The organism is Pelomonas sp. Root1444 (assembly GCF_001426885.1).
GTDB lineage: Bacteria > Pseudomonadota > Gammaproteobacteria > Burkholderiales > Burkholderiaceae_C > Pelomonas.
In genome coordinates this window covers 23,877-47,051 of record NZ_LMFP01000024.1, presented here as the reverse complement: position 1 = coordinate 47,051, position 23,175 = coordinate 23,877, and the positions used below count along the sequence as shown (strand labels likewise).

Sequence of the window (23,175 nt, the reverse complement as noted above, 5' to 3'; positions counted from 1 at the left end):
CGACTCACGAGCCGCACACGACCTCAGCGCCACGCAAGAACGGGGTTTTGCAGACTGTCCCTAGGTCTGCGGACCACTGATGTGAAGCCTCAGCCGTCAGGCCGAGCGAGTAGTAGCCAAAGAGCGTGTTGCTCCGCAGGATCTCGATCGGCGATTCGGCGCCGTTGAATGACTGACTGCTGACGAACGCTGCACCCGCACCAAACCAATTCACGTGGCTTGCTCCGCGGTAGCCGTAGAACTTGTCCACAAATCGTCGGCCGTTGCTGGCCGCTGATGCTCGGTAGCTGAACGCCAACGCTGAATAGAGCAGCGATCCTTTCGGAAGAATTGGGATCTGAATACCCACGCTTTTGGACTCTATTGTTTTGCGAGTAGGGCCCTGCACCTGTCAAGGCCGGCGGTTTTTGAACTATTCGCCCCAGGCGTGCAGCGTCCACAAACCGCGCTCTCCTATGAGCGCGGTCGGTTCGAGTTTTTGAACTCTATTGAGTCGAACCAGGCTCATGGCTTGATCACCCCATCCGCCTTGAACATCGCCTTGATCCCCCGCACCGCCTGGCGGATGCGCGACTCGTTCTCGATCAGCGCGAAGCGCACGTGGCCATCGCCGTGGTCGCCGAAGCCGATGCCTGGGGACACGCAGACCTTGGCCTTCTCCAGCAGCTGGCGCGCGAACTCCAGCGAGCCCAGTTCGCGATACGGCTCGGGGATGCGCGCCCAGATGTACATGCTGGCCTTGGGGCAGTCCACCTGCCAGCCGGCTTCGATCAGCCCCTTGTAGAGCACGTCGCGGCGGCGCTGGTAGCTTGCCGCAATGTCCTGCACGCATTGCTGGTCGCCTTCGAGCGCCGCGATGGCGGCGACCTGCAGTGGCGTGAAGGTGCCGTAATCGTGATAGCTCTTGATGCGCGCCAATGCGGCGACGAGGTCGGGGTTGCCGACCATGAAGCCGACGCGCCAGCCGGCCATGTTGTAGCTCTTGCTGAGCGTGAAGAACTCGACCGCCACGTCCTTGGCGCCGGGCACCTGCATGATGGACGGCGCCACGTAGCCGTCGAAGACGATGTCGGCGTAGGCCAGGTCGTGCACCACCAGGATGTCGTGCTTCTTCGCCAGCGCCACGACACGCTCGAAGAAGCCGAGGTCCACGCACTGCGCCGTCGGGTTGGACGGGAAGCCGAACACCATCATCTTGGGCTTGGGGTAGCTGCCGCGTATGGTCTTCTCCAGCTCGGCGAAGAAGTCGACCTCGCTGCTGACGGGGATGGCGCGGATGTCGGCACCGGCGATGACCGCGCCGTAGATGTGGATGGGGTAGCTGGGGTCCGGCACCAGCACGGTATCGCCGCGGTCCAGCGTGGCCAGCATCAGGTGGGCCAGGCCTTCCTTGGAGCCGATGGTGACGATGGCTTCGTGGTCGGGGTCGATGGCCACGCCGTAGCGGCGCTGGTACCAGTGCGAGATCGCGCGGCGCAGGCGCGGGATGCCCTTGCTGGCCGAGTAGCCGTGGGTGTCGGGGCGCTGGGCCACCTCGGCGAGCTTGGCGACGATGTGCGGCGGCGTGGCCCCGTCGGGGTTGCCCATGCTCATGTCGATGATGTCTTCGCCTCGTCGGCGCGCCGCCAGCTTGAGCTCGGCGGTGATGTTGAAGACGTAGGGCGGGAGGCGGTCGATGCGCGCGAAACGGCGCTTGCCGCCGGAAGCGGAAGAAGAGGAGGTCATTGCAGTGTCACGTGAGCGCCCGGAACCGTCCGAGCGACGTGGGCGGCGTGGCGCCGCACCGCGGGCGACTCTAGCGCACTAAGCTGCCGGCATGAGCCTCACGCCTCTCACCTTGTCGGTCGACGGCGACACCACCGTGTCGGCACTGTGGCTGCAGCCGCCGAGGCCGCGCTGCACCTACGTGTTCGCACACGGCGCAGGCGCGGGCATGCACCACGGCTTCATGGAAGCGCTGGCGCAGGCCTTGTGCGACCAGTCTGTCGCCACGCTGCGCTACCAGTTCCCGTACATGGAACGCGGTTCGAAGCGGCCCGACACACCGGCCATCGCCCACGCCGCCGTGCGTGCGGCGGTGGCGGTGGCGCGGGAGCGCCTGCCCGGCACGCCGCTGTTCGCGGGCGGCAAGTCCTTCGGCGGACGCATGACGTCGCAGGCCCAGGCGGCCGCGGCGATGGACGGCGTGCGCGGCCTGGCGTTCGTGGGCTTTCCGCTGCACCCGGCCGGCAAGCCGGGCATCACGCGGGCCGCGCACCTGGTCGAGGTGCGGGTGCCGATGCTGTTCCTGCAGGGCACCCGCGACGAGCTGGCCGACCTGGCTTTGCTGCGCGGTGTCATCGACGGCCTGGGCGACCGCGCCGCGCTGCACCTGGAGGAGGATGCGGACCACGCCTTCCACGTGCGCGCACGCAGCGGGCGCAACGACGGGCAGGTGGTGCAGGCGCTGGCGGCGGCGATGGCGGGCTGGTTCCTAGCGCAAGCCCTCGGACGCGTGACAGGGTGACTTCCTAGAATCGCGCGATGAACCTCTCAGCCGCCCCCATCGTCTGCGTTGGCGGCCTCAACATCGACCGCAAGCTGCGCCTGCTGGCCAGCGCGCTGCTCGGCTCGTCCAACCCTTGTGAATCGCATGAGACGCCCGGCGGCGTGGTGCGCAACGTCGCCGAGAACCTCGCGCGGCTGGGCTTGCCCGTGTCGCTGGTGGCCGCCGTCGGCGATGACGCCGGCGGCCGCATGCTGCTGGAGCAGGCGGCCACCGTCGGCATCGACACGCGCGCCGTCATCCGGCTGCGCCGCCATGCCAGCGACAGCTACACCGCCGTGCTCGCGCCCGATGGCAGCCTGGAGCTGGGCCTGGCGTCCATGCCCCTGGTCGAGAGCCTGAACCCCTGGGCGCTGGCGGCCAGCCAGCCGTTGCGCGCCAGCGCCGCGCTGGTCGTGGCCGACGGCAACCTGCCCACCGACACCTGGCCGCTGCTGCTGGGCGAGGCACGTGCCAGCGGCGTCCCGCTGGTGGGCGTGGCGGTGTCCGAGGCCAAGATGGAGCGGCTGCCGGAGCGCCTGGACGGCCTGCACCTGCTGGTCATGAACGCCGGCGAGCTGGCCACCATCGCCGCGGAAGCGAACGACGCCTTCGACGCGCTGCATGCCCGCGGCGTGGGGTGCGTGCTGGTGTCCAAGGGCGCGGACGGCCTGCTGCTCAGCACGCCGGGCCGGGCGCCGCGCCACTGGCCGGCGCCGCAGGTGCACGTCGTGGACGTGACGGGCGCGGGGGATGCGCTGTCCGCCGGCGTCTGCGCGTCGTTGCTGAAGGCGCCCGACGACTTCGATGCCGCGGCCCGACTGGGGCTGGACCTGGCCGCGCTGACGCTGCAGACCGAGGACAGCGTCCACCCCGAACTGAACCCTCGATTCCTAGAAGAACGATGAACGAACTGATCCAGCTCTCGCCCGAAGTCGCCGCCGCCCGTGAACAGGGCCGTGCCGTCGTGGCGCTCGAATCCACCATCATTGCCCACGGCATGCCCTGGCCGCAGAACCTGGAGACGGCCCGCGAGGTCGAGGACGTCATCCGCGCCGAGGGGGCCGTGCCGGCCACCATCGCCGTCATCGGCGGGCGCATCCGCGTGGGCCTGACGAATGAAGAGTTGCAGCAACTGGCCCAGTCGCCCGACGCGATGAAGCTCAGCCGCCGCGACCTGCCGTTCGCCATCGCGACCGGCCGCCTGGGCGCGACGACGGTGGCCGCGACGATGATCTGCGCGCACCTGGCCGGCATCGAGGTCTTCGTCACCGGCGGCATCGGCGGCGTGCACCGCGGCGGCGCCGAGAGCTTCGACATCTCGGCCGACCTGCAGGAGCTGGCGCGCACGCCGGTGGCCGTCGTCTGCGCGGGCGCCAAGTCCATCCTGGACCTGGGCCTGACGCTGGAGTACCTGGAGACGCACGGCGTGCCCGTGCTGTCGGTCGGCCAGGACAACTTCGCCGCCTTCTTCACGCCCGACAGCGGGCTCAAGGCCGACTTCCGCATGGACGCGGCCGACGAGCAGGCCCGCTTCATCCGCGCGAAGTGGGCACTGGGCCTGTCCGGCGGCGTCGTCGTCAGCAACCCCGTGCCCGCGGCGCAGGCGATGCCGCGCGAGGAGATCGACGCGATCACCGCCCAGGCGCTGGCCGAGGCCGATGCGCAGGGCATCGCCGGCAAGGCCATCACGCCCTTCCTGCTGGCGCGCATCAAGGCGCTGACGGGTGGCCGCAGCCTGGCCACCAACATCGCGCTCGTGAAGCACAACGCCGTGGTGGGCGCACGGCTGGCGCGCGCGCTGCAGGATCGGGGCTGAAAAACGCGCAGCTGACCGCCGCCAGCAATCTGCGAGCAAAACGGCGCCATTAAGCTGACCCGTTTTTGCAGTCAATCCCCATTACTTTTGGCAGGCCAGCCTCATGCGCTCGACCCCATCCCTGATCCTGTACGGCCTCGCGCTGACCCTCCTGGCCGGCTGTGGGCGAAAGGATGACGCCGGCAGCCCGGCGACGCCTGGCGCCGCCGCCCCGGCCGGGGCGGCAAGCGCGCCGCCGGCACAGAACGTCGGCGTGGTCGCGGTCCGGCAGGCGGACGTGCCGGTCACGGTCGAGGCCAGCGGCACCGTCACGGCGCTGCAGAGCGTGGACCTGCGCGCACAGACGACCAGCACAGTCGCCCAGGTGCTCGTCAAGGACGGCCAGAGCGTGAAGAAGGGCGAGCTGCTGTTCCGTTTCGACGACCGCGCCCAGCGCGCGGACCTGGAGAAGGCCCGCGCCCAGCTGGCACGCGACCGTGCCGCGCTGGGCGACCTGGAGCGGCAGTTCAAGCGTGCCCAGGAGCTGGTGGCGCAGAACTTCGTGTCGCGCAGCGCGCTGGACACGGCGCAGGCCAACCTCGAGTCCGGCCAGGCGCTGGTGAAGAGCGACGAGGCCGCCATCCGGGCCGCGCAGGTCACGCTGGGCTACAACGAGCTGCGCGCGCCCATCAACGGCCGCGTCGGCATCGTCAGCGTCTATCCCGGCAGCCTGGTGCAGGCCAATGCCACGGCGGCACCGCTGGTCAACATCGCCCAGCTCGACCCCATCGGCATCACGTTCGTGGTGCCCGAGACGCAGCTCGCGTCGCTGCTGGCCGCGACGCGCGCCGGCGACCTGGAGGTGGAGGCCATCACGCCCGGTTCGGCGCGCGGCACGGCCGCCCTCAAGGGCCGCGTGACGGCGGTGGACAACCTCGTCGACTCGGCCACCGGCACCATCAAGGTCAAGGCCGAGTTCGACAACAAGGCCCAGGCGTTGTGGCCCGGCCAGTACCTGCGCGTGCGCGTCACGCTGCGCACGCTGAAGGGCGTGACGGTGGTGCCGCAGGCGGCCATCATCATGCGCGGCAACGAGCGCTCGGTGTACGTCGTGGAGCCCGACAACACCGCCAAGCTCGTGCCGGTGCAGGTGCGCCAGGCGATGGGTGAGCAGGCGGTGGTGGAAGGCCTGGACGCGGCGGCCCAGGTCGTCATGGAAGGCAAGCAGAACCTGCGGCCCGGCACGCCGCTGCGCATCCAGCCCAGCGGCGGATCGGCCGCGGCGCCGGCAGCGTCGGGCGCCAGCAAATGAGACTCACCGAGCTGTTCATCCGGCGGCCGGTCATGACCGTGCTGCTGAACCTGTCGCTGGTCATCGCCGGCCTGGCGGCGTGGAGCCGCATCCCGGTCGCGGCGCTGCCGTCCTACAACACGCCCATCATCAACGTCGGCGCGTCGCTGCCGGGCGCGTCGCCGGAGACCATGGCGTCGTCCGTCGCGCTGCCGCTGGAGAAGCAGTTCTCCACGATAGCCGGCCTGCTGACGATCTCGTCGACCAGCACGCTGGGCAATACGTCCCTCACGCTGGAGTTCGACCCCTCGCGCAACATCGACGCCGCCGCCGTGGACGTGCAGGCGGCGCTGTTCCGCTCGCTGCGCGCGCTGCCGGCCGAGATGACCTCGCCGCCCAGCTACCGCAAGGTCAACCCGGCCGATGCGCCGGTGCTGCTGGTGGCACTGACCTCGCCGTCCATCGACCTGACCGAGCTGAACGACTACGCGGAGAACCTGCTGTCGCCCGGCCTGTCCACCATCGACGGCGTGGCCCAGGTGTCCATCTACGGCCAGAAGCGCTATGCGGTGCGCATCAAGGTGCGCACCGACCTGCTGAACCAGCGCAACATCACGCTGGAAGAGCTGCAGACGGCGGTGCGCGCCGCCAATGCCAACACGCCCGTCGGCGTGCTGGACGGCTCGCGCCAGACGCTGACCATCCAGGCCAACCGACAGCTGCGCAACGCCGCCGAGTTCGGCCGCATCGTCGTCGCCTCGCGCGAGGGCGCGCCGGTCTACCTGCGCGACGTGGCCGAGGTGCAAGACAGCGTCGAGACCAGCAAGACCTACTCCACCTACCAGGGCGAGCGCTCCATCGTGCTGGCCATCCAGCGCCAGCCGGATGCCAACACCGTGCAGGTGGTCGACAAGGTCAAGGCGCTGCTGCCGCGCTATGCCGAGCAGATGCCGGCGTCCATCAAGATGTCGACGCTGAACGACCGCTCGGTGTCCATCCGCGAGTCGCTGCACGACGTCTATGTGACGCTGGCGCTGACGGTGGGCCTGGTGGTGCTGGTCATCTTCATCTTCCTGCGCCGCGCGGTGGCGACGCTGATCCCGACCGCCTCGCTGCCGATCTCGCTGATCGGCGCGCTCACACTCTTGTTCGCGCTGGGCTACAGCCTGGACAACATCTCGCTGCTGGGCATCACGCTGGCCGTGGGCCTGGTGGTGGACGACGCCATCGTCATGCTGGAGAACATCGTGCGCCACGTCGAGGACGGCATGAAGCCCTTCGACGCCGCCGTGCGCGGCGCGCGCGAGATGGCGTTCACCATCCTGTCGATCTCGGTGTCGCTGGTGGCGGTGCTGATCCCCATCTTCTTCATGCCGGGCGTCATCGGCCTGCTGTTCCACGAGTTCGCCGTCGTCGTGGGCCTGGCCATCCTGGTGTCGGCCGTCGTGTCGCTGACGCTGGTGCCCATGCTGTGCAGCCGGCTGCTGAAGGCCGACGAGCACCATGAGGACGGCCCGCTGGGGCGGCTGTTCGAGCGCGGCTTCACGTGGACGCTCAACACCTACACGCGCACGCTGGACCTGGCGCTGCGCCACCGCAACTGGGTGCTGGGCGTGGCCGTGCTGAGCTTCGTCGCGACCGTGTGGTTCTACATCACCATCCCCAAGGGCTTCTTCCCGGAGGAGGACATCGGCCAGATCCAGGCCAGCACCGAGTCCGCCGAGGACACGTCCTTCGCCGCGATGACGCAGCTGCAGGACCGCGTGGCCGCCATCGTGCGCAACGACCCCAACGTCGCCGCGCTCAGCTCGGCCGTGGGCGGCGGTCCTTCGGGCAGCGCCACCAACACCGGCCGCATGTTCATCAACCTGAAGGCCCGTGGCGAGCGCCAGCCCATGCCCAAGGTGCTGGAAGGCCTGCGCAAGAAGCTGCGCGACGTGCCCGGCATCGCCGTCTACCTGCGCCCGGTGCAGAACCTGCAGCTCGGCGGCCGCCAGAGCAAGAGCCGCTACCAGTACACGCTGCAGTCGGTGTCGGCCGGCGAGCTGAACAGCTGGGCCGTCAAGCTGCAGGACAAGCTGCGCGGCGACCCGCGCTTTCGCGACATCACCAGCGACTCGCAGATGCGTGGCCTGCAGGCCAGCCTGGTCATCGACCGCGAGCGCGCGGCCATCCTGGGCGTGCAGATGCAGGACCTGCGCAATGCGCTGTACGGCGCCTTCGGCGAGCGCCAGGTGTCCAGCATCTATGCCGAGAGCAACACCTACCAGGTCATCATGGAAGCTGGCGACGCGGACCGCGCCAGCGAGGCGGCCTTCGACAAGATCTACCTGCGGGGCAAGGACGGTACCCAGGTGCCGCTGACGGCTTTCACGACCGTGCAGCGCACGCTGGGGCCGACGGCGGTCAACCACCAGGGCCAGCTGCAGGCCATCACGATCAGCTTCAACCTGGCGCCCAACGTGCCGCTGGGCGACGCGACCAAGCAGATCGAGGCCTTCACGGACGAGATCAAGCTGCCGCCCAGCGTCATCACCAGCTACGGCGGCGATGCGGCGGTGTTCCAGGATTCACAGGGTGGCCAGCTGCTGCTGATCGGCCTGGCCGTGGCCGTCATCTACGTGCTGCTGGGCGTGCTCTACGAGAGCTACATCCACCCGCTGACCATCCTGGCCGGCCTGCCCTCCGCGGCGGTGGGCGCGCTGATCACGCTGCAGCTGTTCGGCATGGAGCTGACCATCATCGCCACCATCGGCATCGTCATGCTGATCGGCATCGTCAAGAAGAACGCGATCATGATGATCGACTTCGCGCTGGACGTGCAGCGCAGCCAGGGCCTGGCGCCCGCCGAGGCCATACGCCAGGCCTGCATCCTGCGCTTCAGGCCCATCATGATGACGACGCTGGCCGCGCTGATGGGCGCGCTGCCGATCGCGCTGGGGCTGGGGGCCGGGGCTGAGCTGCGCCAGCCGCTGGGCCTGGCGGTGGTGGGCGGGTTGATCCTGTCGCAGGCGGTGACGCTCTACATCACGCCGGTCATCTACCTGGCGCTGGACCGCTTCAGCGGCAAGGGGCCGGACGTGCGCGAAGTGGCGGACTTCGCGAGCAAGGCCGCCTGATTCAGGTCAGCTTGAGGCGGCCTTCGCGGCTTTCCATCAGCAGGCGTTGCGCGGCGCGCTCGATCATGCCGATGACGGCGTCGAAGCCCTGCACCGGGCCGAAGTAGGGGTCGGGCACGTCCTGGCCGGCCAGCTCGGGCACGAAGTCGGTCAGCAGTGCGATGCGGGCATGGTGCTCGGGTGAGGCCTTCGCGCGCAGCGCGTCGGCATGCTCGGACTCCATCACCAGCACGAGGTCGTACTGGCCCAGGTCCTCGGGCTCGACGCGGCGCGAGCGCCATTTGCGATCCAGGCCGTAGTTGTGACGCGCCAGGGCCGCGGCGGCGCGCGCGTCCACCGGGCCGCCGCGCGGGTCGGCATGCACGCCGGCCGAGGCGATGGTCTTGAACACGTCGCCCAGCTTGGCGCGGAAGATGGCCTCTGCCATGGGCGAGCGGCAGATGTTGGCGGTGCAGATGAGGAGAAGGGCGGCCATGGTGTTCAGGCCTTTGCAAGTTCCGTGCGCATCGCATCGATGACGGCACGGTAATCGGGCTTGCCGAAGATGGCCGAACCGGCGACGAAGGTGTCGGCGCCCGCAGCGGCGATCTCGCGGATGTTGTCGACCTTGACGCCGCCATCGATCTCCAGGCGGATGTCGCGGCCGGACTTGTCGATGATTTCGCGCGCTTTCTTCAACTTCTGCAGCGCGCTGGGGATGAAGCTCTGCCCGCCGAAACCGGGGTTCACGCTCATCAGCATGACGAGGTCGACCTTGTCGATGACCCACTCCAGCACGTCCAGCGGCGTGGCCGGGTTGAACACCAGGCCGGCCTGCTTGCCTTCGCCCTTGATGAGCTGCAGCGTGCGGTCCACGTGGGTGCTGGCGTCGGGATGGAAGGTCACCAGGTCGGCGCCGGCGCGGCAGAAGGCCAGGGCCAGGGCATCGACCGGCTGCACCATCAGGTGCACGTCCAGCGGCGCGGGCGTGCCGTCGGGCTTGAACGCATGCTTGCGCACCGCTTCGCAGATGACAGGACCGAAGGTCAGGTTGGGGACGTAATGGTTGTCCATCACGTCGAAGTGGATCCAGTCGGCGCCAGCGTCCAGCACGTTCTTCACCTCTTCGCCGAGGCGGGCGAAATCGGCGGACAGCAGGCTGGGGGCGATGCGGTATTGAGGGGCGGCCATGGCCGCGGATTCTAGGTTCCAGGCCTTTTGAACCGGTCGCGCGCCTGCTGGGCCTCGGCCCAGTGGTGGCAGCCGGGCTGGTGGTCGTTGATCAGGCCCATGGCCTGCATCAGCGCGTGCATCGTTGTCGGGCCGACGAACTTCCAGCCGCGCTTCTTCAGGTCCTTGGACAGCGCCTCGGACGCCGGCGACTGCGACAGGCCGTGGGCCACCGAGTTCTTCGCCGGCTCGAAGCGCCACAGGTAGGCGGCCAACGAGCCTTCTGCGGCCACCAGCTCCACGCAGCGCCCGGCGTTGTGAATGGCGGCCTCGATCTTGCCGCGGTGGCGCACGATGCCGGGGTCGGCCAGCAGGCGGGCGACGTCGGCCGGGCCGAAGCGGGCCACCTGGTGATAGTCGAAGCCGGCGAACCCGGCGCGGAAGGCCTCGCGCTTGTTCAGGATGGTGCGCCACGACAGGCCGCTCTGGAAGCCTTCCAGGCACAGCTTCTCGAACAGGCGGAAGTCGTTCGCCACCGGCCGGCCCCATTCCTCATCGTGGTAGCGCAGGTAGAGCTCGTCGCCGGGCGCGGCGGCGCACCAGGCGCAGCGCGGTCGGCCGTCGGGCGGCAGGTACAGGGGCTTCATCGGTATTTCTCGGCAAGCAGCCGCAGCGTGCCGTCGCGCTCCAGCCGGCGCAGCGCGTGCGTCAGCCGCTCTTCATGCGCTGGGGGGAGGTCGGCGCGCAGCGCGACGAACTGGGATTCCTCGTGGAAGATGGTGCGGCCGAACCTCACCTTGCTGGCGAGCCCGGCATCGCCGACATGGCGCTGCAGGTTGATGTCCTGGCCGTAGACGGCGTCGGCGCGGCCCAGCATCAGCATCTGCAGGGCTTCCCGCTCGGAGGCGACCTGGGCGATGGCCACGTCGGCCTCCATCAGCCGGCGTGCCAGCGCGGTGCCGCGCATGACCAGCACCGGCTTGTGGTGGCTGGACGCAGCCAGCTCGGCCAGCGTCTCGAAATCGCGTTCGTCCCCGGCGCGCTGCACGACCACATGGCGGATGCTGTACAGCGGCACGGCGGCGTAGCGCCACTGCTTTTCGCGCTCAGGCGACTTCAGCAGGCAGAAGACGACGTCCACCTGGCCCTCGCTCAACAGGCGCTCGACGCGCCTGAGCGGCATCTGCCGGTCCAGCCCCGAGAAGCGCAGGCCCGGGTCGACGCGCTGGACGGCGCGCAGCATCTCCAGGCACAGGCCCGGCCTGTGTTGCCCGGCGTCGGGCGCGTACTTGACCAGGGAGCCACTCTGTTGGACCGTTCGCAGCGTCAGCTCCTGGGCCAGCGCCGGCGCCGCGAGGCCCAGCCATGCGCTCAGCAGCCAGAGCCGACGCTGCACTTAGGATCACGCTTCCCGACGGACATGAGCCGAGCATACCGTTCGGCACCGACAATCACCCGATGGCCAACCCCTGTTTCAGCTGTAGCGTCGCCGTGCAGTCCCTGCCCGAGCAGACACATCTCGAGCAAGGCCTCTACGCCTTCAGCTACACCCTCACCATCGAGAACACCGGCGACGTGATGGCCCAGCTCATCGGCCGGCACTGGGAGATCACCGACGCGCGCGGCCAGGTGCAGATCGTCGACGGCCTGGCCGTCGTCGGCCACCAGCCGGTGCTGGCGCCGGGCCAGAGCTTCCAGTACAGCTCCTGGGCGCAGATCGGCACGCCGCAGGGGACGATGCGCGGTCGCTTCCTGTGCGTTACCGAGGCCTGCGACATCTTCCATGCCGAGGTGGCCGAGTTCCTGCTCGCGGACAGCGCCAGCCTCCATTGATGGATGTGCGCCGCTCGTCCAGGCGCGCCGCGCTGAACGCGGGCGTGCCTGGCCGGTCCCCCGTGGGGCGGCCGGGCGCTCGGCGCGAGAACGCCATGTGGCACGGCAGCCATGGACCAATGAATTGACGAACCGAAACTGGGACCTCACCGCGCTGCTCAACGCGGCCGACCCGCAGGCCGCGTTGGCCGAGCGCAACCTGTGGCTGGTGCGCCTGCTCGAATGGCTGCGGCATGCGCCGCGCGACGAAGCGGCGGCCGGCACGCCGCGGCCCATCGTGCGGCTCAAGCACCTGCTCAACGTGCTGGAGCGCCACCCCGAGCACGCCTACAACTTCTCCAGCGTCATCGCGGGGGTGTGGAACGACGTCGACGCGGTCAGCCTGTTCGCCGAGGTGGGCTTCGCGCCGCGCATGGCGCTGTGGCATGAGTTCCTCGCGCGGCTGCGCCGCCGGCTGCTGCCGCAGACGACCGACACGCGCGACCTCGCCGAGCTGTTCGAGCTGCTGTTCGGCGACGAAGCCGACGAGGACTGGATCGCCGCCATCGACGACGAGCTGCTCGGCCGGCTGAGCCTGCTGTTCTCCGCCGCGCCGGACGAGGGCTGGCGCGTCGAGATGCGCGCCGCCGTCATGGTGCTCGTCAGCAGCGTGCACGCCGCCGGCCTGTCCGGCCCGCTGCGCGCGCGCATGGAGGAGGCGGCGCTGCAGGACCGGCCCTTCCATCAGCTGCCCGCCGCCTGGGAGGCCGTCGAGCGCGTGCTGCAGCAGCGCCAGGGCGACGACCTCGCGCCAGCGCTGCAATACCTGCATGCGCTGCTGGACCGCTGCCGCGCTGCCGCGCTCACGGTGCCCGAGCACCTGGAAGCGCATGGCGTGTCGGTGGACCTGATGTTCTCCGTCGAGCAGCTGACCGCGCGGCTGGACCGCATCGACGCGCTGCTGGCCTGCCTGCTGTCGCAGGAGCCGCAGCGCGAGCTGCTGCGGCTGGTGGCTGGCCTGGTGCGCGTGGTGCACGAGCGGCGCAGCCTGCGCACGCTGTTCGCGCGCCACTACTCGCTGCTGGCGCGCAAGGTGGCCGAGCGCAGCGCCGAGACCGGTGAGCACTACATCACCCGCAACCGCGCCGAGTACCGCGACATGCTGCGGCGCGCGGCCGGCGGCGGCGCCGTCCTCGCCGGCACCACCTTCCTGAAATTCTTCATCGCGCTGCTGGGCTTCACGGCCTTCTGGGGCGGCTTCTGGGCCGGCGTGAGCTACGCGCTCAGCTTCGTCCTCATCCACCTGCTGCACTGGACCGTCGCGACCAAGCAGCCCGCCATGACGGCACCAGCCATGGCCGACAAGCTGCTCTACATCGACCGCGACGACGGCTTGCAGGGCTTCGTCGACGAGGTGACGCACCTGACGCGCTCGCAGGCCGCCGGCATCATCGGCAACCTCGCGCTGGTCGCGCCGCTGGTGCTGGGCGTGCAAGGTCTGTGCTGGCTGGTCTTCGGCCTGCCGCTGGTGGGCGCGAAGGACGCGGACCACGTGCTGCATTCGCTCAGCCTGTTCGGGCCGTCGCTGCTGTTCGCGGCCTTCACCGGCACGCTGCTGTTCGCGTCCAGCCTCATCGCCGGCTGGGTGGAGAACTGGTTCGTCTTCCACCGGCTGGACAGCGCCATCGCCTGGAACCCGCGCATCGTCGCCACCTTCGGCCAGGCGCGCGCGCAGCGCTGGTCGCACTGGTGGCGGGCCAACATCTCGGGCCTGACGGCCAACACCAGCCTGGGCCTGATGCTGGGCCTGGCGCCGGCCTTGTTCGGCTTCATCGGGCTGGACCTGGAGGTGCGCCATGTGACGCTGTCCACCGGCCAGCTCGCGGCGGCCGTGGGTGCGCTCGGTTTCGGCGTCATGGCCACCTGGGCCTTCTGGTCCTGCGTGCTGTGCATCGCAGGCATCGGCCTGCTGAACGTGGGCGTCAGCTTCTTCTGCGCCTTCAAGGTGGCGATGCGCTCGCGCGGCGTGCGCCTGGCCGACCGCAAGCGCGTGTACGCGGCCATCCGCCAGCGGCTGCGGCGCGAGCCGCTGAGCTTCCTGCTCCCGCCCCGTTAGTCGTCCCTGCGCTCGCCTTTCTTGCGGCCTGAGAACATGGTCCACCAGACGATGAACACGATGATCAGCAGCGCGCCGAGGGCTTCGAGCAGGAGGAGCAGCATGGGTGGGTGGGCGCGTGGCGTACTGGCCGCGATTCTAGGAAGCCTCGCCGCCTGCTCGTCGCCACCGTTGCTGCCGCCCAGCCCCGCGCCGGTCAAGCCGGTTGCGCCCAGCGCGCCCAAGGCCGCCGCAGCGCGTTGGGTCGCAGTGGACTGGAAGGACTTACCTGGCTGGGGCAGCGACGACCTGCTTGCCGCCTGGCCCGCGCTGCTGGCCGGCTGCCAGCGCCCGGCCGCCGGCTGGGCCGAGTTCTGCGCCCGCGCCGCGCTGCAGTCGCCGACCGATCCGCTGGAAGCGACGCTGCTGCTGATGAAGTACCTGCGCCCCTGGCGCCTGGCCGCCGACAACGGCGAGGCCACGGGCCTGCTGACCGGCTATTTCGAGCCGCAGCTTGCAGCCAGCCGGCAGCGCCAGGGCGCCTTCCAGTGGCCGCTGCACGCGCTGCCCGCCGACCCCGTTCTGCGCCGCACGCCGCGCAGCGACATCGAAGCCAACCCACGCTTCTCCGCGCTGGAGCTGGCCTATGTGGACGACCCTTTCGGCTTGCTGCAATTGCAGATCCAGGGCTCGGGCCGCCTCGTGCTGCGCGACGCCGCTGGCACGGAGCGCATCACCCGCGTCGCCTTCGCCGGCCACAACGACCAGCCCTTCCAATCCGTCGCGCGCGCGCTGCTGGACCGCGGCGAGGTCAGTGACGCGACCCCACGCACGCTGGGCGACTGGGCGCGCCGCAACCCGGCCAGGCTGCGCGACGCGCTGGCCGTCAACCCGCGCGTCGTCTACTTCCGCGAAGAGCCGCTGCCCGACGTCAACGTCGGCCCGCGCGGCGCGCAAGGCGTGCCGCTGACGCCGGGCCGCTCGGTCGCCATCGACCGTGCCTTCATCGCGTTAGGGACGCCGTTGTGGCTGGACAGCACCGAGCCACTGTCCACGACGCCGCTGCGCCGCCTCGTACTGGCGCAGGACACCGGCAGTGCCATCCAGGGGGCCGTGCGCGCCGACCTGTTCTGGGGCTGGGGCGCCGATGCGGCGCTGCAGGCCGGCCGCACCAAGCAGCCGCTGCGGCTGTGGGCGCTGTGGCCCGACGGGGTCACTCCGAAACCTTGACGCCCTTCCAGAAGGCGTAGCGGCCCTTGATCTCGGCCGCGGCGGGCAGCGGGTCGGCGTAGTACCAGACCGCGTCGGGGTTCATCTCGCCGTTGACGAGCAGGCTGAGGTACTGCGCCTGGCCCTTCCAGGGGCAGCCGCTGCGATGGTTGGAGAAGGTCGTGTACTCCTTCCTCAGCGATTCCGCCGGGAAGTAATGGTTGCCTTCCACCACCACCGTGTCGTCGCTCTCGGCGATGGTCACGCCGTTCCAAACTGCCTTCATGCGCGGTCTCCGTGAGAATGGGTTGGATGCGACGCTACCACTCCCACCTCGGCCGCGACATCGTCCTCACCGGCGGCAGCGCCCGTGACCTGGACCCCGGCCAGTTCGGCGTGCTGGCCATCGACGGCGGCGCCGGCGGCTGGTCGGTCGTGCACAAGGGCCCCGGCGGCGAGGTGGTCGAGCTGAACAACGAGATGCATTTCGAGACGCCGGAGGACGCGCTGGCGTTTGCGAAAGAGTTGATCGACATGATGGCTTGAGGCGGCGCCGTGAATCAGGTGACCGACGCGCTGTCGCAAGGGCGGTTTGTCGCGGTGATGCTGGGCAAGGACCGGCCGCCCGTTCTGCATGCGCTGGACGAGGTGCCCGAGCATGGGTCCTGACTTTCAAAGCCCCAATGGAACGCAAGCAATCTACGCCTGCGCACAACGCGGCCGAATTTCAATGGCAAGAGGACGATGTCTTCGCACGCATCGCCTCGCGCTACGACCTGCTGTGCGACGTGTTCAGCCTCGGCATCCATCGGCTGTGGAAGCGTGAAGTCGCACGGGTTATCGCCGCGGAGCCGTGGCAGACGCTGCTCGACGGCGCAAGCGGTACCGGCGACATCATCCTTCGCGTGCTGAGACGGGAACGCACGCAGGGCAGAACCGTCATCGCTTCGGATGTCAGCACGGCCATGCTCGCCATCGCGGAGCGGCGCCTCGCCGGCCACCGCTCCCAGGTGCAGTTCCGGACGCTGGACATGGAGGCCATGCCCTCCGTGCCCGACGCCAGCGTGGACGCGTATTCGATCTCTCTCGGCCTGAAGATCTGCGACCGTGGCCTGGCGTTGCGGGAAGCCTTGCGGGTGCTGCGGCCAGGCGGGCGGCTCGTCGTGCTGGAAGCATCGAACATCCGCTGGCACGCTGCTCAACAAGCCTATCTGCTGTACATGTCCCTCTGCATGCCGCTGCTGGGCTGGCTGGCCACGGGTGGTGATGCGTCGGCCTACCGCTATCTGCTGCGAGGCATCAAGGACTTCCCCGCGGCGCCGGCGCTGTGCAACGAGTTGGAACAAGCCGGTTTTGCTGATGTCTCGTTCAAGCGGCTTTCTCTCGGTATCGTTGCCATCCACACCGCGCGCAAACCGGTGCGGCCGGCCCCATGACCTGGACAGGTGGACCATGCACGCTGACCATGCCTTGCTCACCCTCTACGGCGCCCAAGCCTCCGGCTCCGTGGCCGTCGAAGCCGCGCTGACGCTGCTGGGCCTGCACTACAACCTGATCGAAGGCGCCACCTGGGCCGAGGAGGCCGCGCGCGACCGCGTCGCGACGAGCAACCCGATGCGCCAGATCCCGACGCTGGTCATGCCCGACGGCGAGGTCATGACCGAGAGCGCGGCCATCCTGATCTATCTCGCCGACCTCGACCCCGCCGCGACGCTGGCGCCCGCACCGAATGCGCCGCTGCGGCGGCAGTTCCTGCGCTGGATGTTCTACGTCTCGTCGGCCATCTATGCGCTGCACTGGATCAAGCCCGATGTGAAGCGCATCGGCGCGCCCGAGGACTGCCGCGACGCCGTCGTGCGGGCCGTGCACGAGCGCATCGCCTTCTGCTGGGCCAACATGGACAGCCAGCTGCTGCCGGGCGGCTACCTGCTGGGCGACGAGCTGACGGTGCTGGACCTGTACGTCGCCGTCGTCTCGCGCTTCGGGCCGTGGCGCGAGCGCTTCTACGAGGTGGCGCCGCGCATGACGCCGGTGGTGCGCCGGGTCGACGGCGACCCGCGCCTGGCGGCGTTGTGGCGCGAACGCTTTCCGGAGGAATGACGCGATGATTTCCGAACGCTTCAACATTCTCGGCGGCCTGTTCGACATCGAGCGCACCGGGGGCGGCTGGTCGGTGCTGTCGGTCGGCAACGACGGCAAGCGGGCCCCGGCCCACTTCGTCGTCCCTGAGTTCGTGGCGGATGACGAGCTCGAGCAGTTCCTGTTCGACCTGTTCCATGAGCAGGCGGGGTACAAGAAGGGCGGCATCTTCAGGGTGCAGCGCTAGACCGGTGGGCGCCTGCCCGACACCTTCGACACATGGAGCCGCGATGCTCGTCCACGGAAGCTGCCACTGCGGCGCCATTCACTACGAGGCCAGCGTCGACCCCGAGAGAACGGGGATCTGTCATTGCACCGATTGCCAGAAGCTGACCGGGTCTGCCTACCGGGTCTCGGTGCCGGCGGAAGAGGGGTCGTTCAAGCTGCTGCACGGCCACCCGACGATCTACGTCAAGCACGGCGACAGCGGGGCCAGGCGCGCGCAGGCCTTCTGCGGGCACTGCGGGTCTCCGCTGTACACCTATGACGCCGACCGCCCGGGCGCCATCGGGCTCAGGGCCGGTTGCATCGAGGAGCGCCAGCGGCTGATCCCGCGCAAGCAGAAGTGGTGTCGCTCAGCGCTGGGCTGGACGCAGAACCTGCAAGGGCTGGACAACATCGAAGGCGAATGACGCGGCAGATTGAGCCGTGGCAGCGCTGCGCAACGGCCACCGCGCGCCGGATCTGCCCGCTGCCTGCCGAGTGCAGTGGTTGAGGCGGCGTTGAAAGCGATCAATCTCCTGCGCGTTGCTGGCTTGGGGCGTTGGTATAAGCGCCGGGCGTCGATACGCATGTCGCGCGCTGAACCAGGGAGAGACCCATTGCGATTCACCAGGCATTCCCAATGCATGGCCATGGCCGTGCTCCTGGCGTCCTCGATGCCGTCGCTGGCCCAGCGGGCAACGGACGCGTTAGGCCCCATCGTGCGCTGCGTCGCGGCCGGCAAGTTCAGCGTCCTGGACCAAGGCCGCCTGCCGGCGACGGCGACGTCCCGTGCCGTCGAAACCGCGTCGGGCGACAAGCCGGTCAGCACGGCAGACGGCTATCGCGTCATTCTGGCAACGGCACAAGGCCTGCCCTTCGTGAACCTCAAGGTGGAACTTTCGGCGGCGTCCTCGGCTGCCTCGGATCGCGAGGCCGTCGAGGAACAGATGAAGGTTCTTTCGGCCCGCCGCACGCCCGACCAGAAGGAACTGCAACGGACCTCCGAGGGCGGCGTGGATGTGCTGGCCCTGCACCAGCCCGACCTGAATCGGGGCGGCCCGATCAGCTTCTACAGCCTCTTGCAGCCGGCCAGGTCGATCATCGCGACGATGTATGTCCTGAACCAGGCGGCGCCCAAGCGGGCGTTCTCGACGTACGCGGAGTACGAGGCCCTGCGCGACGAGGCCGTCCACCTGGTGCAAGGCTGCCTGAAGTCGGCCGGCGCCTGACGCCGGCTGCGCGTCAGACCTGCCCGCCCGCCTTCGCGCCCTTGCCCTGCAACACCGGCGCATCCGGCATCCCCAGCAGGTCCGCCGCCAGCGCCTCGGCCACTTCGATGCCATCGACCCCGGCTGACATGATCCCGCCCGCATAGCCGGCGCCTTCGCCCGCTGGGAACAGCCCGCGCACGTTGACGCTCTGGTAGTCGCGCCCGCGGTTGATGCGCAGCGGTGACGACGTGCGCGTCTCCACACCGGTCAGCACGGCGTCCGGCCGGTCGAAGCCGCGGATCTGGCGGGCGAAGGCGGGCAGGGCCTCGCGGATCGCCTCCAGGCAGTAGTTCGGCAGCGAGCCGCGGCCCTTTTCCTGCAAGTTGGTCAGCGTGACGCCGGGCTGGTAGCTGGGCATCACGTCGCCGAAGGCCTTGCTGACCTGGCGCTTGACGAAGTCGCCCACCAGCGAGCCGGGCGCGAGGTAGCCGCCGCCGCCCAGCTCGTAGGCGCGGCTTTCCCAGAGGCGCTGGAAGGCCATGCCGTCGAGAGGATTCACGGGGCTGCCGTCACGCTTGCCGTCCTGGCGGTAGTCCTCGGGCATCAGGCCCACGACGATGCCGGCATTGGCGTTGCGCTCGTTGCGCGAGTACTGGCTCATGCCGTTGGTGACGACGCGGTTTTCCTCGCTCGTCGCGGCCACCACGGTGCCGCCGGGGCACATGCAGAAGCTGTAGACCGAGCGGCCGTTCTTGGCGTGGTGCACCAGCTTGTAGTCGGCCGCGCCAAGGAGTGCATTGCCCGCGTTCGGGCCGAAGCGGGCGGCGTCGATGAGGCTTTGCGGATGCTCGATGCGATAGCCGATGGAGAACGGTTTCGCTTCCATCTGCACGCCGCGCGCATGCAGCATCTGGAAGGTGTCGCGGGCGCTGTGGCCCAGCGCGATGACGACATGCGTCGTGCTGATCTGCTCGCCGGATTCCAGTTGCACGCCATGCACCGCGCCGTTTTCGATCAGCAGGTCCGTCATCTTCTGCTGGAAACGGATCTCACCGCCCAGCGCCTCGATGTCGGCGCGCATCTTGATGATCATGCTGACCAGCCGGAACGTGCCGATGTGGGGCTTGCTGACGAACAGGATCTCTTCCGGTGCGCCGGCCTTGACGAACTCGGTCAGCACCTTGCGCGTGAGGTGGCGCGGGTCGGAGATCTGGCTGTAGAGCTTGCCGTCGGAGAAGGTGCCGGCGCCGCCCTCGCCGAACTGCACGTTGCTCTCCGGGTGCAGCTTCTGCTCGCGCCACAGGCCCCAGGTGTCCTGCGTGCGCTCGCGCACCGCCTTGCCGCGCTCCAGCACGATGGGGCGCAGGCCCATCTGCGCCAGGATCAGCGCGGCGAACAGCCCGCAGGGGCCGAAGCCCACGACGACAGGGCGCGGGCCGGTGTAGTCACCCACCCGGGCCAGGAAGTGGTAGCCGGTGTCCGGCGTGGCGCGCACCTGGTGGTCGCCGGCAAAGCGCGCCAGCACGGCGGCTTCGTCGACACCTTGGCCTAGCGTGCAGTCCAGCGTGTAGACGAGCTGGATGTCGCTGCGCTTGCGCGCGTCATGGCCGCGGCGGAAGACGTGGATGTTCGCCAGCTCGGCGTCGGCCAGTTGGAGCCGGGCAAGGACGGCCGGGCGCAGCGCGTCCTCGGCGTGGTTCAGCGGCAGGCGGAGTTCGGTGATGCGGATCATGGGCCGTGGTCAGGAGTTAGCCGACAACAAAAACAAACAGGCCCCGCGGGGCCTGTGTGAGGTGAACCGTCAGGCGGTGAGCCTGGGGATCAGCCCGAATGCGGGCGCTTGCCCGGGTTCTTCTTGGAGCGGGTGTGGGCACCGCGCTCCAGGCTGCGCAGCTGGCCCTTGGGGGCCGTGAAGGTCACGCCCTTGGGGGCGGCGGGACGGGGGGAGGCGCGGCGGTCCGCTTCGGTGATGATCTTGTTGCCCATGAGTGGCTCCGGTGAAACTTAGCCCACAGAAGGGGCGAAACGCAAAACAGCGACGAAAGGCAGTGATTTTAGCCTGTCCGGCTCAGCCAGCCCTCGAAGTCGGGCAGGTCCATCGGCCGGGCGAGCAGATAGCCCTGCACGAGGTCGCAGCCGCAGCCCTGGACGACGGCCAGTTCGCGCTCGTTCTCGACGCCCTCGGCCGTCACCGTCAGCCCCAGGCCCTGGCCGACGCCCACGATGGACCTCAGCAGCGCCTGGCGGCGCGGGTCGCCGTCGACGTCCTGCACGAAGCTGCGGTCGATCTTCAGCTCGTCCACCGGCAGGTGCTGCAGGTAGGCCAGCGACGACTGGCCCGTGCCGAAGTCGTCGATGGCCAGCCGCACGCCCCAGCTTTTCAGCGCATGCAGCACGGCGATCGGGTCGGTGCCGCTGGACATCAGCCCGGTCTCGGTGACCTCCAGCTGCAGCTGACCCGGGTCGACGCGGTACTCGGACAGCAGCGCGGCCAGGCGCGCGGGCAGGGACTGGTCCTGGATGTCCAGCGTCGAGATGTTGACGGCGATGCACAGCGGCGGGTGGCCGCCGGCCTCCCAGTCGGCCAGCGTGCGCACCGCGCGGGCCAGCATCCAGTCGGTGATCTGGCGGATGCGGCCGCTGCGCTCGGCGAAGGGAATGAAGTCGCCCGGCGGCAGCCAGCCGCGCTGCGGGTGCTGCCAGCGCACCAGCGCCTCGGCGCCGGTGATGCGGCCGGTGCGCAGGTCGCGCTTGGGCTGCAGGAACTGGCGCAGCTGGTCCTGCTGGATGGCGGCGGCCAGGTCGGACAGCAGGCTCAGGTGCAGTGCGCGCGCGGCCTCGGCACTGGGGTTGTAGATGGCGACCGGCTGGCGCAGGCGCTTGGCCTCGAACATCGCCTGCTCGGCGCGGCGCAGCAGCGCCTCGGTGTCGGGGGCATGCTCGGGCCAGTGGGCCACGCCGAGCGACACCGACAGGTCCAGCGACTGGCCCTGCCAGGACAGCTTGTGCTCGACCTCCTCGCGCAGCTGGGCGGCGAGCGCCGCGCCATGGTCCAGCCGGATGACTGGCGCCAGCGCGGCGAAGGTGCCGCCGGCCAGGCGGCCATAGGCGGCCACGCCCTCGAACAGCGTGGCCAGCTTGGCCGCGGCGCCCTTGAGCAGGGCGTCGCCGGCGTCGAAGCCGAGCACGCCGTTGACGGCCTTGAGCCGGTCCACGTCGATGCAGATCAGCACCGCCAGCCGCTCGCCTTCGGGCAGGTTGGCCAGCAGGCGGTCGCCGTCGGCGATGAAGCGGGCGCGCTGCGGCAGGCCCGTCAACAGGTCGACGTCGGCGAGCCGGCGCAGCTCCGCCTCGCGCTCGCCCACCGCCTCGGCCATGGTGTTCATCGCGCGGGCCATGTGGCCCAGCTCATCGGCCGAGTCGGCCTCAATGCGGTGGCCGTACTGGCCCTGGGCGATCAGCTCGGCGCCGTCCTCGGCGCGCTTGAGCGGCACGACGATGGAGCGCGTCACGCCCACGGCCAGCAGCGCGCCGGCCACGAGGGCACCGATGCACAGTGCCAGCACGCCGGTGCGGTCGGCGTCGATCTGGTCGCGCAGCTCGCGCGCCTTGGCGGTGCCGGCGCGCTCTTCGCTGGCGGCCAGCTGGTGGATGGCGCCGACGAACAGCGACAGCGCCGATTCGGTGTCGCTGCCCAGCACCGCGCGCGCGGCCTGGAAGTCGTCGCGCTCGATGAGGTCGCGCACGTCCACGTAGCTGGCGCGGTACTCGGCCAGGCGCTGGTGCACGTCGGCCAGGCGCTCGCTGCGCGGCCCGGGCGGCAGTACCAGGGCCAGGCGTTGCATCGCGTCGTCGAGCCGGCTGTTGGCCGACGCGATCTCGGGATAGGCCGTCACGCGCAGCTCGCTGTCCGGGCTCATCAGCACCAGCAGCTTGCGCGCGACGGACTCGGCGTTGCGGTTGATCTCGTTGACCGAATCGCGGATGGCGGCCTGCTCGTCGACGATGCGGTTCAGCGCCTCGGACAGGCCCGTGAGGCGGACCACCGACAGCGCCGCCAGACCCAGCAGCAGCAACAGCAGCAGCCCGAACGCCAGGCCCAGCCGGGTGCGGATGCGCAGCCGTCGGGACAGGCGGTCCAAGGGCTTGCCGGTCATGTGAGTGGGGCGCTCCTCACGGCGAGGCGGCCGGTTGGGGTCACGCCTCGCTCCAGCGCGCCAACAACAACCGCGCCGTATTCACATTGGTCGCGCAGGGCACGTCGTGCACGTCGCAGGCCCGCACCAGCGCGTTGATGTCGGGTTCGTGCGGCTGGGGCGTCATCGGGTCGCGCAGGAAGATGACGCCGTCCAGCTCGCCCACCGCCAGCCGCGCGCCGATCTGCAGGTCGCCGCCCAGCGGGCCGCTGAGCATGCGCTCGATGGTGAGGCCATGGGCCTCGGCCAGGCGGGTGCCGGTGGTGCCGGTGGCGATCAGCCGGCAGCGGCCGAGCAGCGGCAGGAAATCGGCGGCAAGGGCGATCATGGCGTCCTTCTTGCCGTCATGGGCGATCAAGGCGAGTCTCATTCAGCGGGCCAGCAATGCAAAGCGGCCACGTTACACGCAGTCCAGGCGGCTGGGTGCG

The 23,175-nt window shown here is 69.6% G+C and carries 25 protein-coding genes; 14 read left to right on the top strand and 11 right to left on the bottom strand.

The features are described from left to right. Window positions 1–4: 4 nt before the first annotated feature. Window positions 5–349 carry a hypothetical protein gene (locus ASD35_RS27295; protein WP_157275607.1) on the bottom strand — a complete coding sequence of 115 codons (345 nt, stop codon included), beginning with the start codon at window positions 347–349 and terminating at the stop codon, window positions 5–7. 155 nt (window positions 350–504) lie between these two features. Then, window positions 505–1,725 (bottom strand): alanine transaminase, encoded by a 1,221-nt coding sequence (gene alaC, locus ASD35_RS16210; RefSeq protein WP_056876002.1) that lies wholly within the window; start codon window positions 1,723–1,725, stop codon window positions 505–507. 91 nt (window positions 1,726–1,816) lie between these two features. Here alaC and ASD35_RS16205 point away from each other — a divergent pair, with 91 nt between their 5' ends. The 5 genes from ASD35_RS16205 (at window position 1,817) to ASD35_RS16185 (ending at window position 8,732) form a co-directional block, all read left to right on the top strand. Then, window positions 1,817–2,506 carry an alpha/beta family hydrolase gene (locus ASD35_RS16205; protein ID WP_056876001.1) on the top strand — a complete coding sequence of 230 codons (690 nt, stop codon included), beginning with the start codon at window positions 1,817–1,819 and terminating at the stop codon, window positions 2,504–2,506. Window positions 2,507–2,523: 17 nt separating this feature from the next. After that, entirely contained in the window at window positions 2,524–3,432 is a 909-nt protein-coding gene (locus ASD35_RS16200) for a carbohydrate kinase family protein (RefSeq protein ID WP_056876000.1), read from the top strand. Further along, window positions 3,429–4,343, top strand: a complete 915-nt coding sequence (locus ASD35_RS16195; protein ID WP_056875999.1) for a pseudouridine-5'-phosphate glycosidase — start codon at window positions 3,429–3,431, stop codon at window positions 4,341–4,343. Before ASD35_RS16200 ends, ASD35_RS16195 begins: the two co-directional genes overlap by 4 nt. Before the next feature lie 103 nt (window positions 4,344–4,446). After that, on the top strand, window positions 4,447–5,634 hold the full coding sequence (locus ASD35_RS16190) for an efflux RND transporter periplasmic adaptor subunit (protein ID WP_056875998.1): 1,188 nt from the start codon (window positions 4,447–4,449) through the stop codon (window positions 5,632–5,634). Beyond that, window positions 5,631–8,732 carry an efflux RND transporter permease subunit gene (locus tag ASD35_RS16185; RefSeq protein WP_056875997.1) on the top strand — a complete coding sequence of 1,034 codons (3,102 nt, stop codon included), beginning with the start codon at window positions 5,631–5,633 and terminating at the stop codon, window positions 8,730–8,732. Before ASD35_RS16190 ends, ASD35_RS16185 begins: the two co-directional genes overlap by 4 nt. 1 nt (window position 8,733) lies before the next feature. On the opposite strand, the gene ASD35_RS16180 is transcribed toward ASD35_RS16185, so the two are convergent. The 4 genes from ASD35_RS16180 to ASD35_RS16165 are packed head-to-tail and all read right to left on the bottom strand — an operon-like array spanning window position 8,734 to window position 11,277. After that, on the bottom strand, window positions 8,734–9,207 hold the full coding sequence (locus tag ASD35_RS16180; RefSeq protein ID WP_056875996.1) for a low molecular weight protein-tyrosine-phosphatase: 474 nt from the start codon (window positions 9,205–9,207) through the stop codon (window positions 8,734–8,736). 5 nt (window positions 9,208–9,212) lie between these two features. Continuing rightward, window positions 9,213–9,902: a ribulose-phosphate 3-epimerase gene (gene rpe, locus ASD35_RS16175; protein ID WP_056875995.1), complete on the bottom strand. Its 690-nt coding sequence runs from the start codon at window positions 9,900–9,902 to the stop codon at window positions 9,213–9,215. A gap of 11 nt (window positions 9,903–9,913) precedes the next feature. Further along, window positions 9,914–10,528, bottom strand: a complete 615-nt coding sequence (locus tag ASD35_RS16170; protein WP_056875994.1) for a DNA-3-methyladenine glycosylase I — start codon at window positions 10,526–10,528, stop codon at window positions 9,914–9,916. Beyond that, complete coding sequence (locus tag ASD35_RS16165; RefSeq protein WP_056875993.1) at window positions 10,525–11,277, bottom strand: ABC transporter substrate-binding protein; 753 nt, start codon at window positions 11,275–11,277, stop codon at window positions 10,525–10,527. Before ASD35_RS16165 ends, ASD35_RS16170 begins: the two co-directional genes overlap by 4 nt. A gap of 62 nt (window positions 11,278–11,339) precedes the next feature. Here ASD35_RS16165 and apaG point away from each other — a divergent pair, with 62 nt between their 5' ends. From apaG to ASD35_RS16150, 3 genes are all read left to right on the top strand, one after another. Then, window positions 11,340–11,714 carry a Co2+/Mg2+ efflux protein ApaG gene (gene apaG / locus ASD35_RS16160; protein ID WP_056875992.1) on the top strand — a complete coding sequence of 125 codons (375 nt, stop codon included), beginning with the start codon at window positions 11,340–11,342 and terminating at the stop codon, window positions 11,712–11,714. A gap of 124 nt (window positions 11,715–11,838) precedes the next feature. Continuing rightward, a complete protein-coding gene (locus ASD35_RS16155) occupies window positions 11,839–13,809 on the top strand; it encodes a site-specific recombinase (RefSeq protein WP_056875991.1) in 1,971 nt (656 codons plus the stop codon). Window positions 13,810–13,980: 171 nt separating this feature from the next. Then, window positions 13,981–15,018, top strand: coding sequence for a murein transglycosylase A (locus ASD35_RS16150; protein ID WP_235538368.1), 1,038 nt, complete (start codon window positions 13,981–13,983; stop codon window positions 15,016–15,018). On the opposite strand, the gene ASD35_RS16145 is transcribed toward ASD35_RS16150, so the two are convergent. Next, entirely contained in the window at window positions 15,002–15,283 is a 282-nt protein-coding gene (locus ASD35_RS16145) for a DUF427 domain-containing protein (RefSeq protein WP_056875989.1), read from the bottom strand. The genes ASD35_RS16150 and ASD35_RS16145 overlap by 17 nt on opposite strands. 26 nt (window positions 15,284–15,309) lie before the next feature. Between ASD35_RS16145 and ASD35_RS16140 the strand changes: the two genes are divergently transcribed. The 6 genes from ASD35_RS16140 to ASD35_RS16115 all read left to right on the top strand — a co-directional run bounded on the left by ASD35_RS16140 (window position 15,310) and on the right by ASD35_RS16115 (window position 18,569). Next, window positions 15,310–15,543 (top strand): hypothetical protein, encoded by a 234-nt coding sequence (locus ASD35_RS16140; protein ID WP_056875988.1) that lies wholly within the window; start codon window positions 15,310–15,312, stop codon window positions 15,541–15,543. Between the two features lie 137 nt (window positions 15,544–15,680). Continuing rightward, entirely contained in the window at window positions 15,681–16,433 is a 753-nt protein-coding gene (locus ASD35_RS16135; RefSeq protein WP_056875987.1) for a ubiquinone/menaquinone biosynthesis methyltransferase, read from the top strand. A 16-nt stretch (window positions 16,434–16,449) separates the two neighbouring features. Further along, window positions 16,450–17,097 carry a glutathione S-transferase family protein gene (locus ASD35_RS16130; RefSeq protein ID WP_056875986.1) on the top strand — a complete coding sequence of 216 codons (648 nt, stop codon included), beginning with the start codon at window positions 16,450–16,452 and terminating at the stop codon, window positions 17,095–17,097. A 4-nt stretch (window positions 17,098–17,101) separates the two neighbouring features. Beyond that, window positions 17,102–17,323: a hypothetical protein gene (locus ASD35_RS16125; protein ID WP_056875985.1), complete on the top strand. Its 222-nt coding sequence runs from the start codon at window positions 17,102–17,104 to the stop codon at window positions 17,321–17,323. Window positions 17,324–17,366: 43 nt separating this feature from the next. Then, a complete protein-coding gene (locus ASD35_RS16120; RefSeq protein WP_056875984.1) occupies window positions 17,367–17,768 on the top strand; it encodes a GFA family protein in 402 nt (133 codons plus the stop codon). Window positions 17,769–17,984: 216 nt separating this feature from the next. After that, window positions 17,985–18,569 (top strand): hypothetical protein, encoded by a 585-nt coding sequence (locus tag ASD35_RS16115; protein ID WP_056875983.1) that lies wholly within the window; start codon window positions 17,985–17,987, stop codon window positions 18,567–18,569. A gap of 13 nt (window positions 18,570–18,582) precedes the next feature. Here ASD35_RS16115 and ASD35_RS16110 read toward each other — a convergent pair whose 3' ends face one another. The 4 genes from ASD35_RS16110 to ASD35_RS16100 form a co-directional block, all read right to left on the bottom strand. After that, window positions 18,583–20,283, bottom strand: a complete 1,701-nt coding sequence (locus tag ASD35_RS16110) for an NAD(P)/FAD-dependent oxidoreductase (RefSeq protein WP_056875982.1) — start codon at window positions 20,281–20,283, stop codon at window positions 18,583–18,585. 89 nt (window positions 20,284–20,372) lie between these two features. Next, entirely contained in the window at window positions 20,373–20,537 is a 165-nt protein-coding gene (locus ASD35_RS27735) for a hypothetical protein (protein WP_164488644.1), read from the bottom strand. Window positions 20,538–20,605: 68 nt separating this feature from the next. After that, window positions 20,606–22,708, bottom strand: coding sequence for a bifunctional diguanylate cyclase/phosphodiesterase (locus tag ASD35_RS16105; RefSeq protein ID WP_056875981.1), 2,103 nt, complete (start codon window positions 22,706–22,708; stop codon window positions 20,606–20,608). A 40-nt stretch (window positions 22,709–22,748) separates the two neighbouring features. Next, window positions 22,749–23,117 (bottom strand): methylglyoxal synthase, encoded by a 369-nt coding sequence (locus ASD35_RS16100; RefSeq protein WP_056875980.1) that lies wholly within the window; start codon window positions 23,115–23,117, stop codon window positions 22,749–22,751. Between the last annotated feature and the right edge of the window lie 58 nt (window positions 23,118–23,175).

Bases quoted from the DNA above. Each gene is read 5' to 3' on its own strand.
- alaC (WP_056876002.1), bottom strand. From the start codon at position 1,725: ATGACCTCCTCTTCTTCCGCTTCCGGCGGCAAGCGCCGTTTCGCGCGC.
- ASD35_RS16205 (WP_056876001.1), top strand. From the start codon at position 1,817: ATGAGCCTCACGCCTCTCACCTTGTCGGTCGACGGCGACACCACCGTG.
- ASD35_RS16200 (WP_056876000.1), top strand. From the start codon at position 2,524: ATGAACCTCTCAGCCGCCCCCATCGTCTGCGTTGGCGGCCTCAACATC.
- ASD35_RS16195 (WP_056875999.1), top strand. From the start codon at position 3,429: ATGAACGAACTGATCCAGCTCTCGCCCGAAGTCGCCGCCGCCCGTGAA.
- ASD35_RS16190 (WP_056875998.1), top strand. From the start codon at position 4,447: ATGCGCTCGACCCCATCCCTGATCCTGTACGGCCTCGCGCTGACCCTC.
- ASD35_RS16185 (WP_056875997.1), top strand. From the start codon at position 5,631: ATGAGACTCACCGAGCTGTTCATCCGGCGGCCGGTCATGACCGTGCTG.
- ASD35_RS16180 (WP_056875996.1), bottom strand. From the start codon at position 9,207: ATGGCCGCCCTTCTCCTCATCTGCACCGCCAACATCTGCCGCTCGCCC.
- rpe (WP_056875995.1), bottom strand. From the start codon at position 9,902: ATGGCCGCCCCTCAATACCGCATCGCCCCCAGCCTGCTGTCCGCCGAT.
- ASD35_RS16170 (WP_056875994.1), bottom strand. From the start codon at position 10,528: ATGAAGCCCCTGTACCTGCCGCCCGACGGCCGACCGCGCTGCGCCTGG.
- apaG (WP_056875992.1), top strand. From the start codon at position 11,340: ATGGCCAACCCCTGTTTCAGCTGTAGCGTCGCCGTGCAGTCCCTGCCC.
- ASD35_RS16145 (WP_056875989.1), bottom strand. From the start codon at position 15,283: ATGAAGGCAGTTTGGAACGGCGTGACCATCGCCGAGAGCGACGACACG.
- ASD35_RS16140 (WP_056875988.1), top strand. From the start codon at position 15,310: ATGCGACGCTACCACTCCCACCTCGGCCGCGACATCGTCCTCACCGGC.
- ASD35_RS16135 (WP_056875987.1), top strand. From the start codon at position 15,681: ATGGAACGCAAGCAATCTACGCCTGCGCACAACGCGGCCGAATTTCAA.
- ASD35_RS16130 (WP_056875986.1), top strand. From the start codon at position 16,450: ATGCACGCTGACCATGCCTTGCTCACCCTCTACGGCGCCCAAGCCTCC.
- ASD35_RS16125 (WP_056875985.1), top strand. From the start codon at position 17,102: ATGATTTCCGAACGCTTCAACATTCTCGGCGGCCTGTTCGACATCGAG.
- ASD35_RS16120 (WP_056875984.1), top strand. From the start codon at position 17,367: ATGCTCGTCCACGGAAGCTGCCACTGCGGCGCCATTCACTACGAGGCC.
- ASD35_RS16115 (WP_056875983.1), top strand. From the start codon at position 17,985: ATGGCCATGGCCGTGCTCCTGGCGTCCTCGATGCCGTCGCTGGCCCAG.
- ASD35_RS16110 (WP_056875982.1), bottom strand. From the start codon at position 20,283: ATGATCCGCATCACCGAACTCCGCCTGCCGCTGAACCACGCCGAGGAC.
- ASD35_RS27735 (WP_164488644.1), bottom strand. From the start codon at position 20,537: ATGGGCAACAAGATCATCACCGAAGCGGACCGCCGCGCCTCCCCCCGT.
- ASD35_RS16105 (WP_056875981.1), bottom strand. From the start codon at position 22,708: ATGACCGGCAAGCCCTTGGACCGCCTGTCCCGACGGCTGCGCATCCGC.
- ASD35_RS16100 (WP_056875980.1), bottom strand. From the start codon at position 23,117: ATGAGACTCGCCTTGATCGCCCATGACGGCAAGAAGGACGCCATGATC.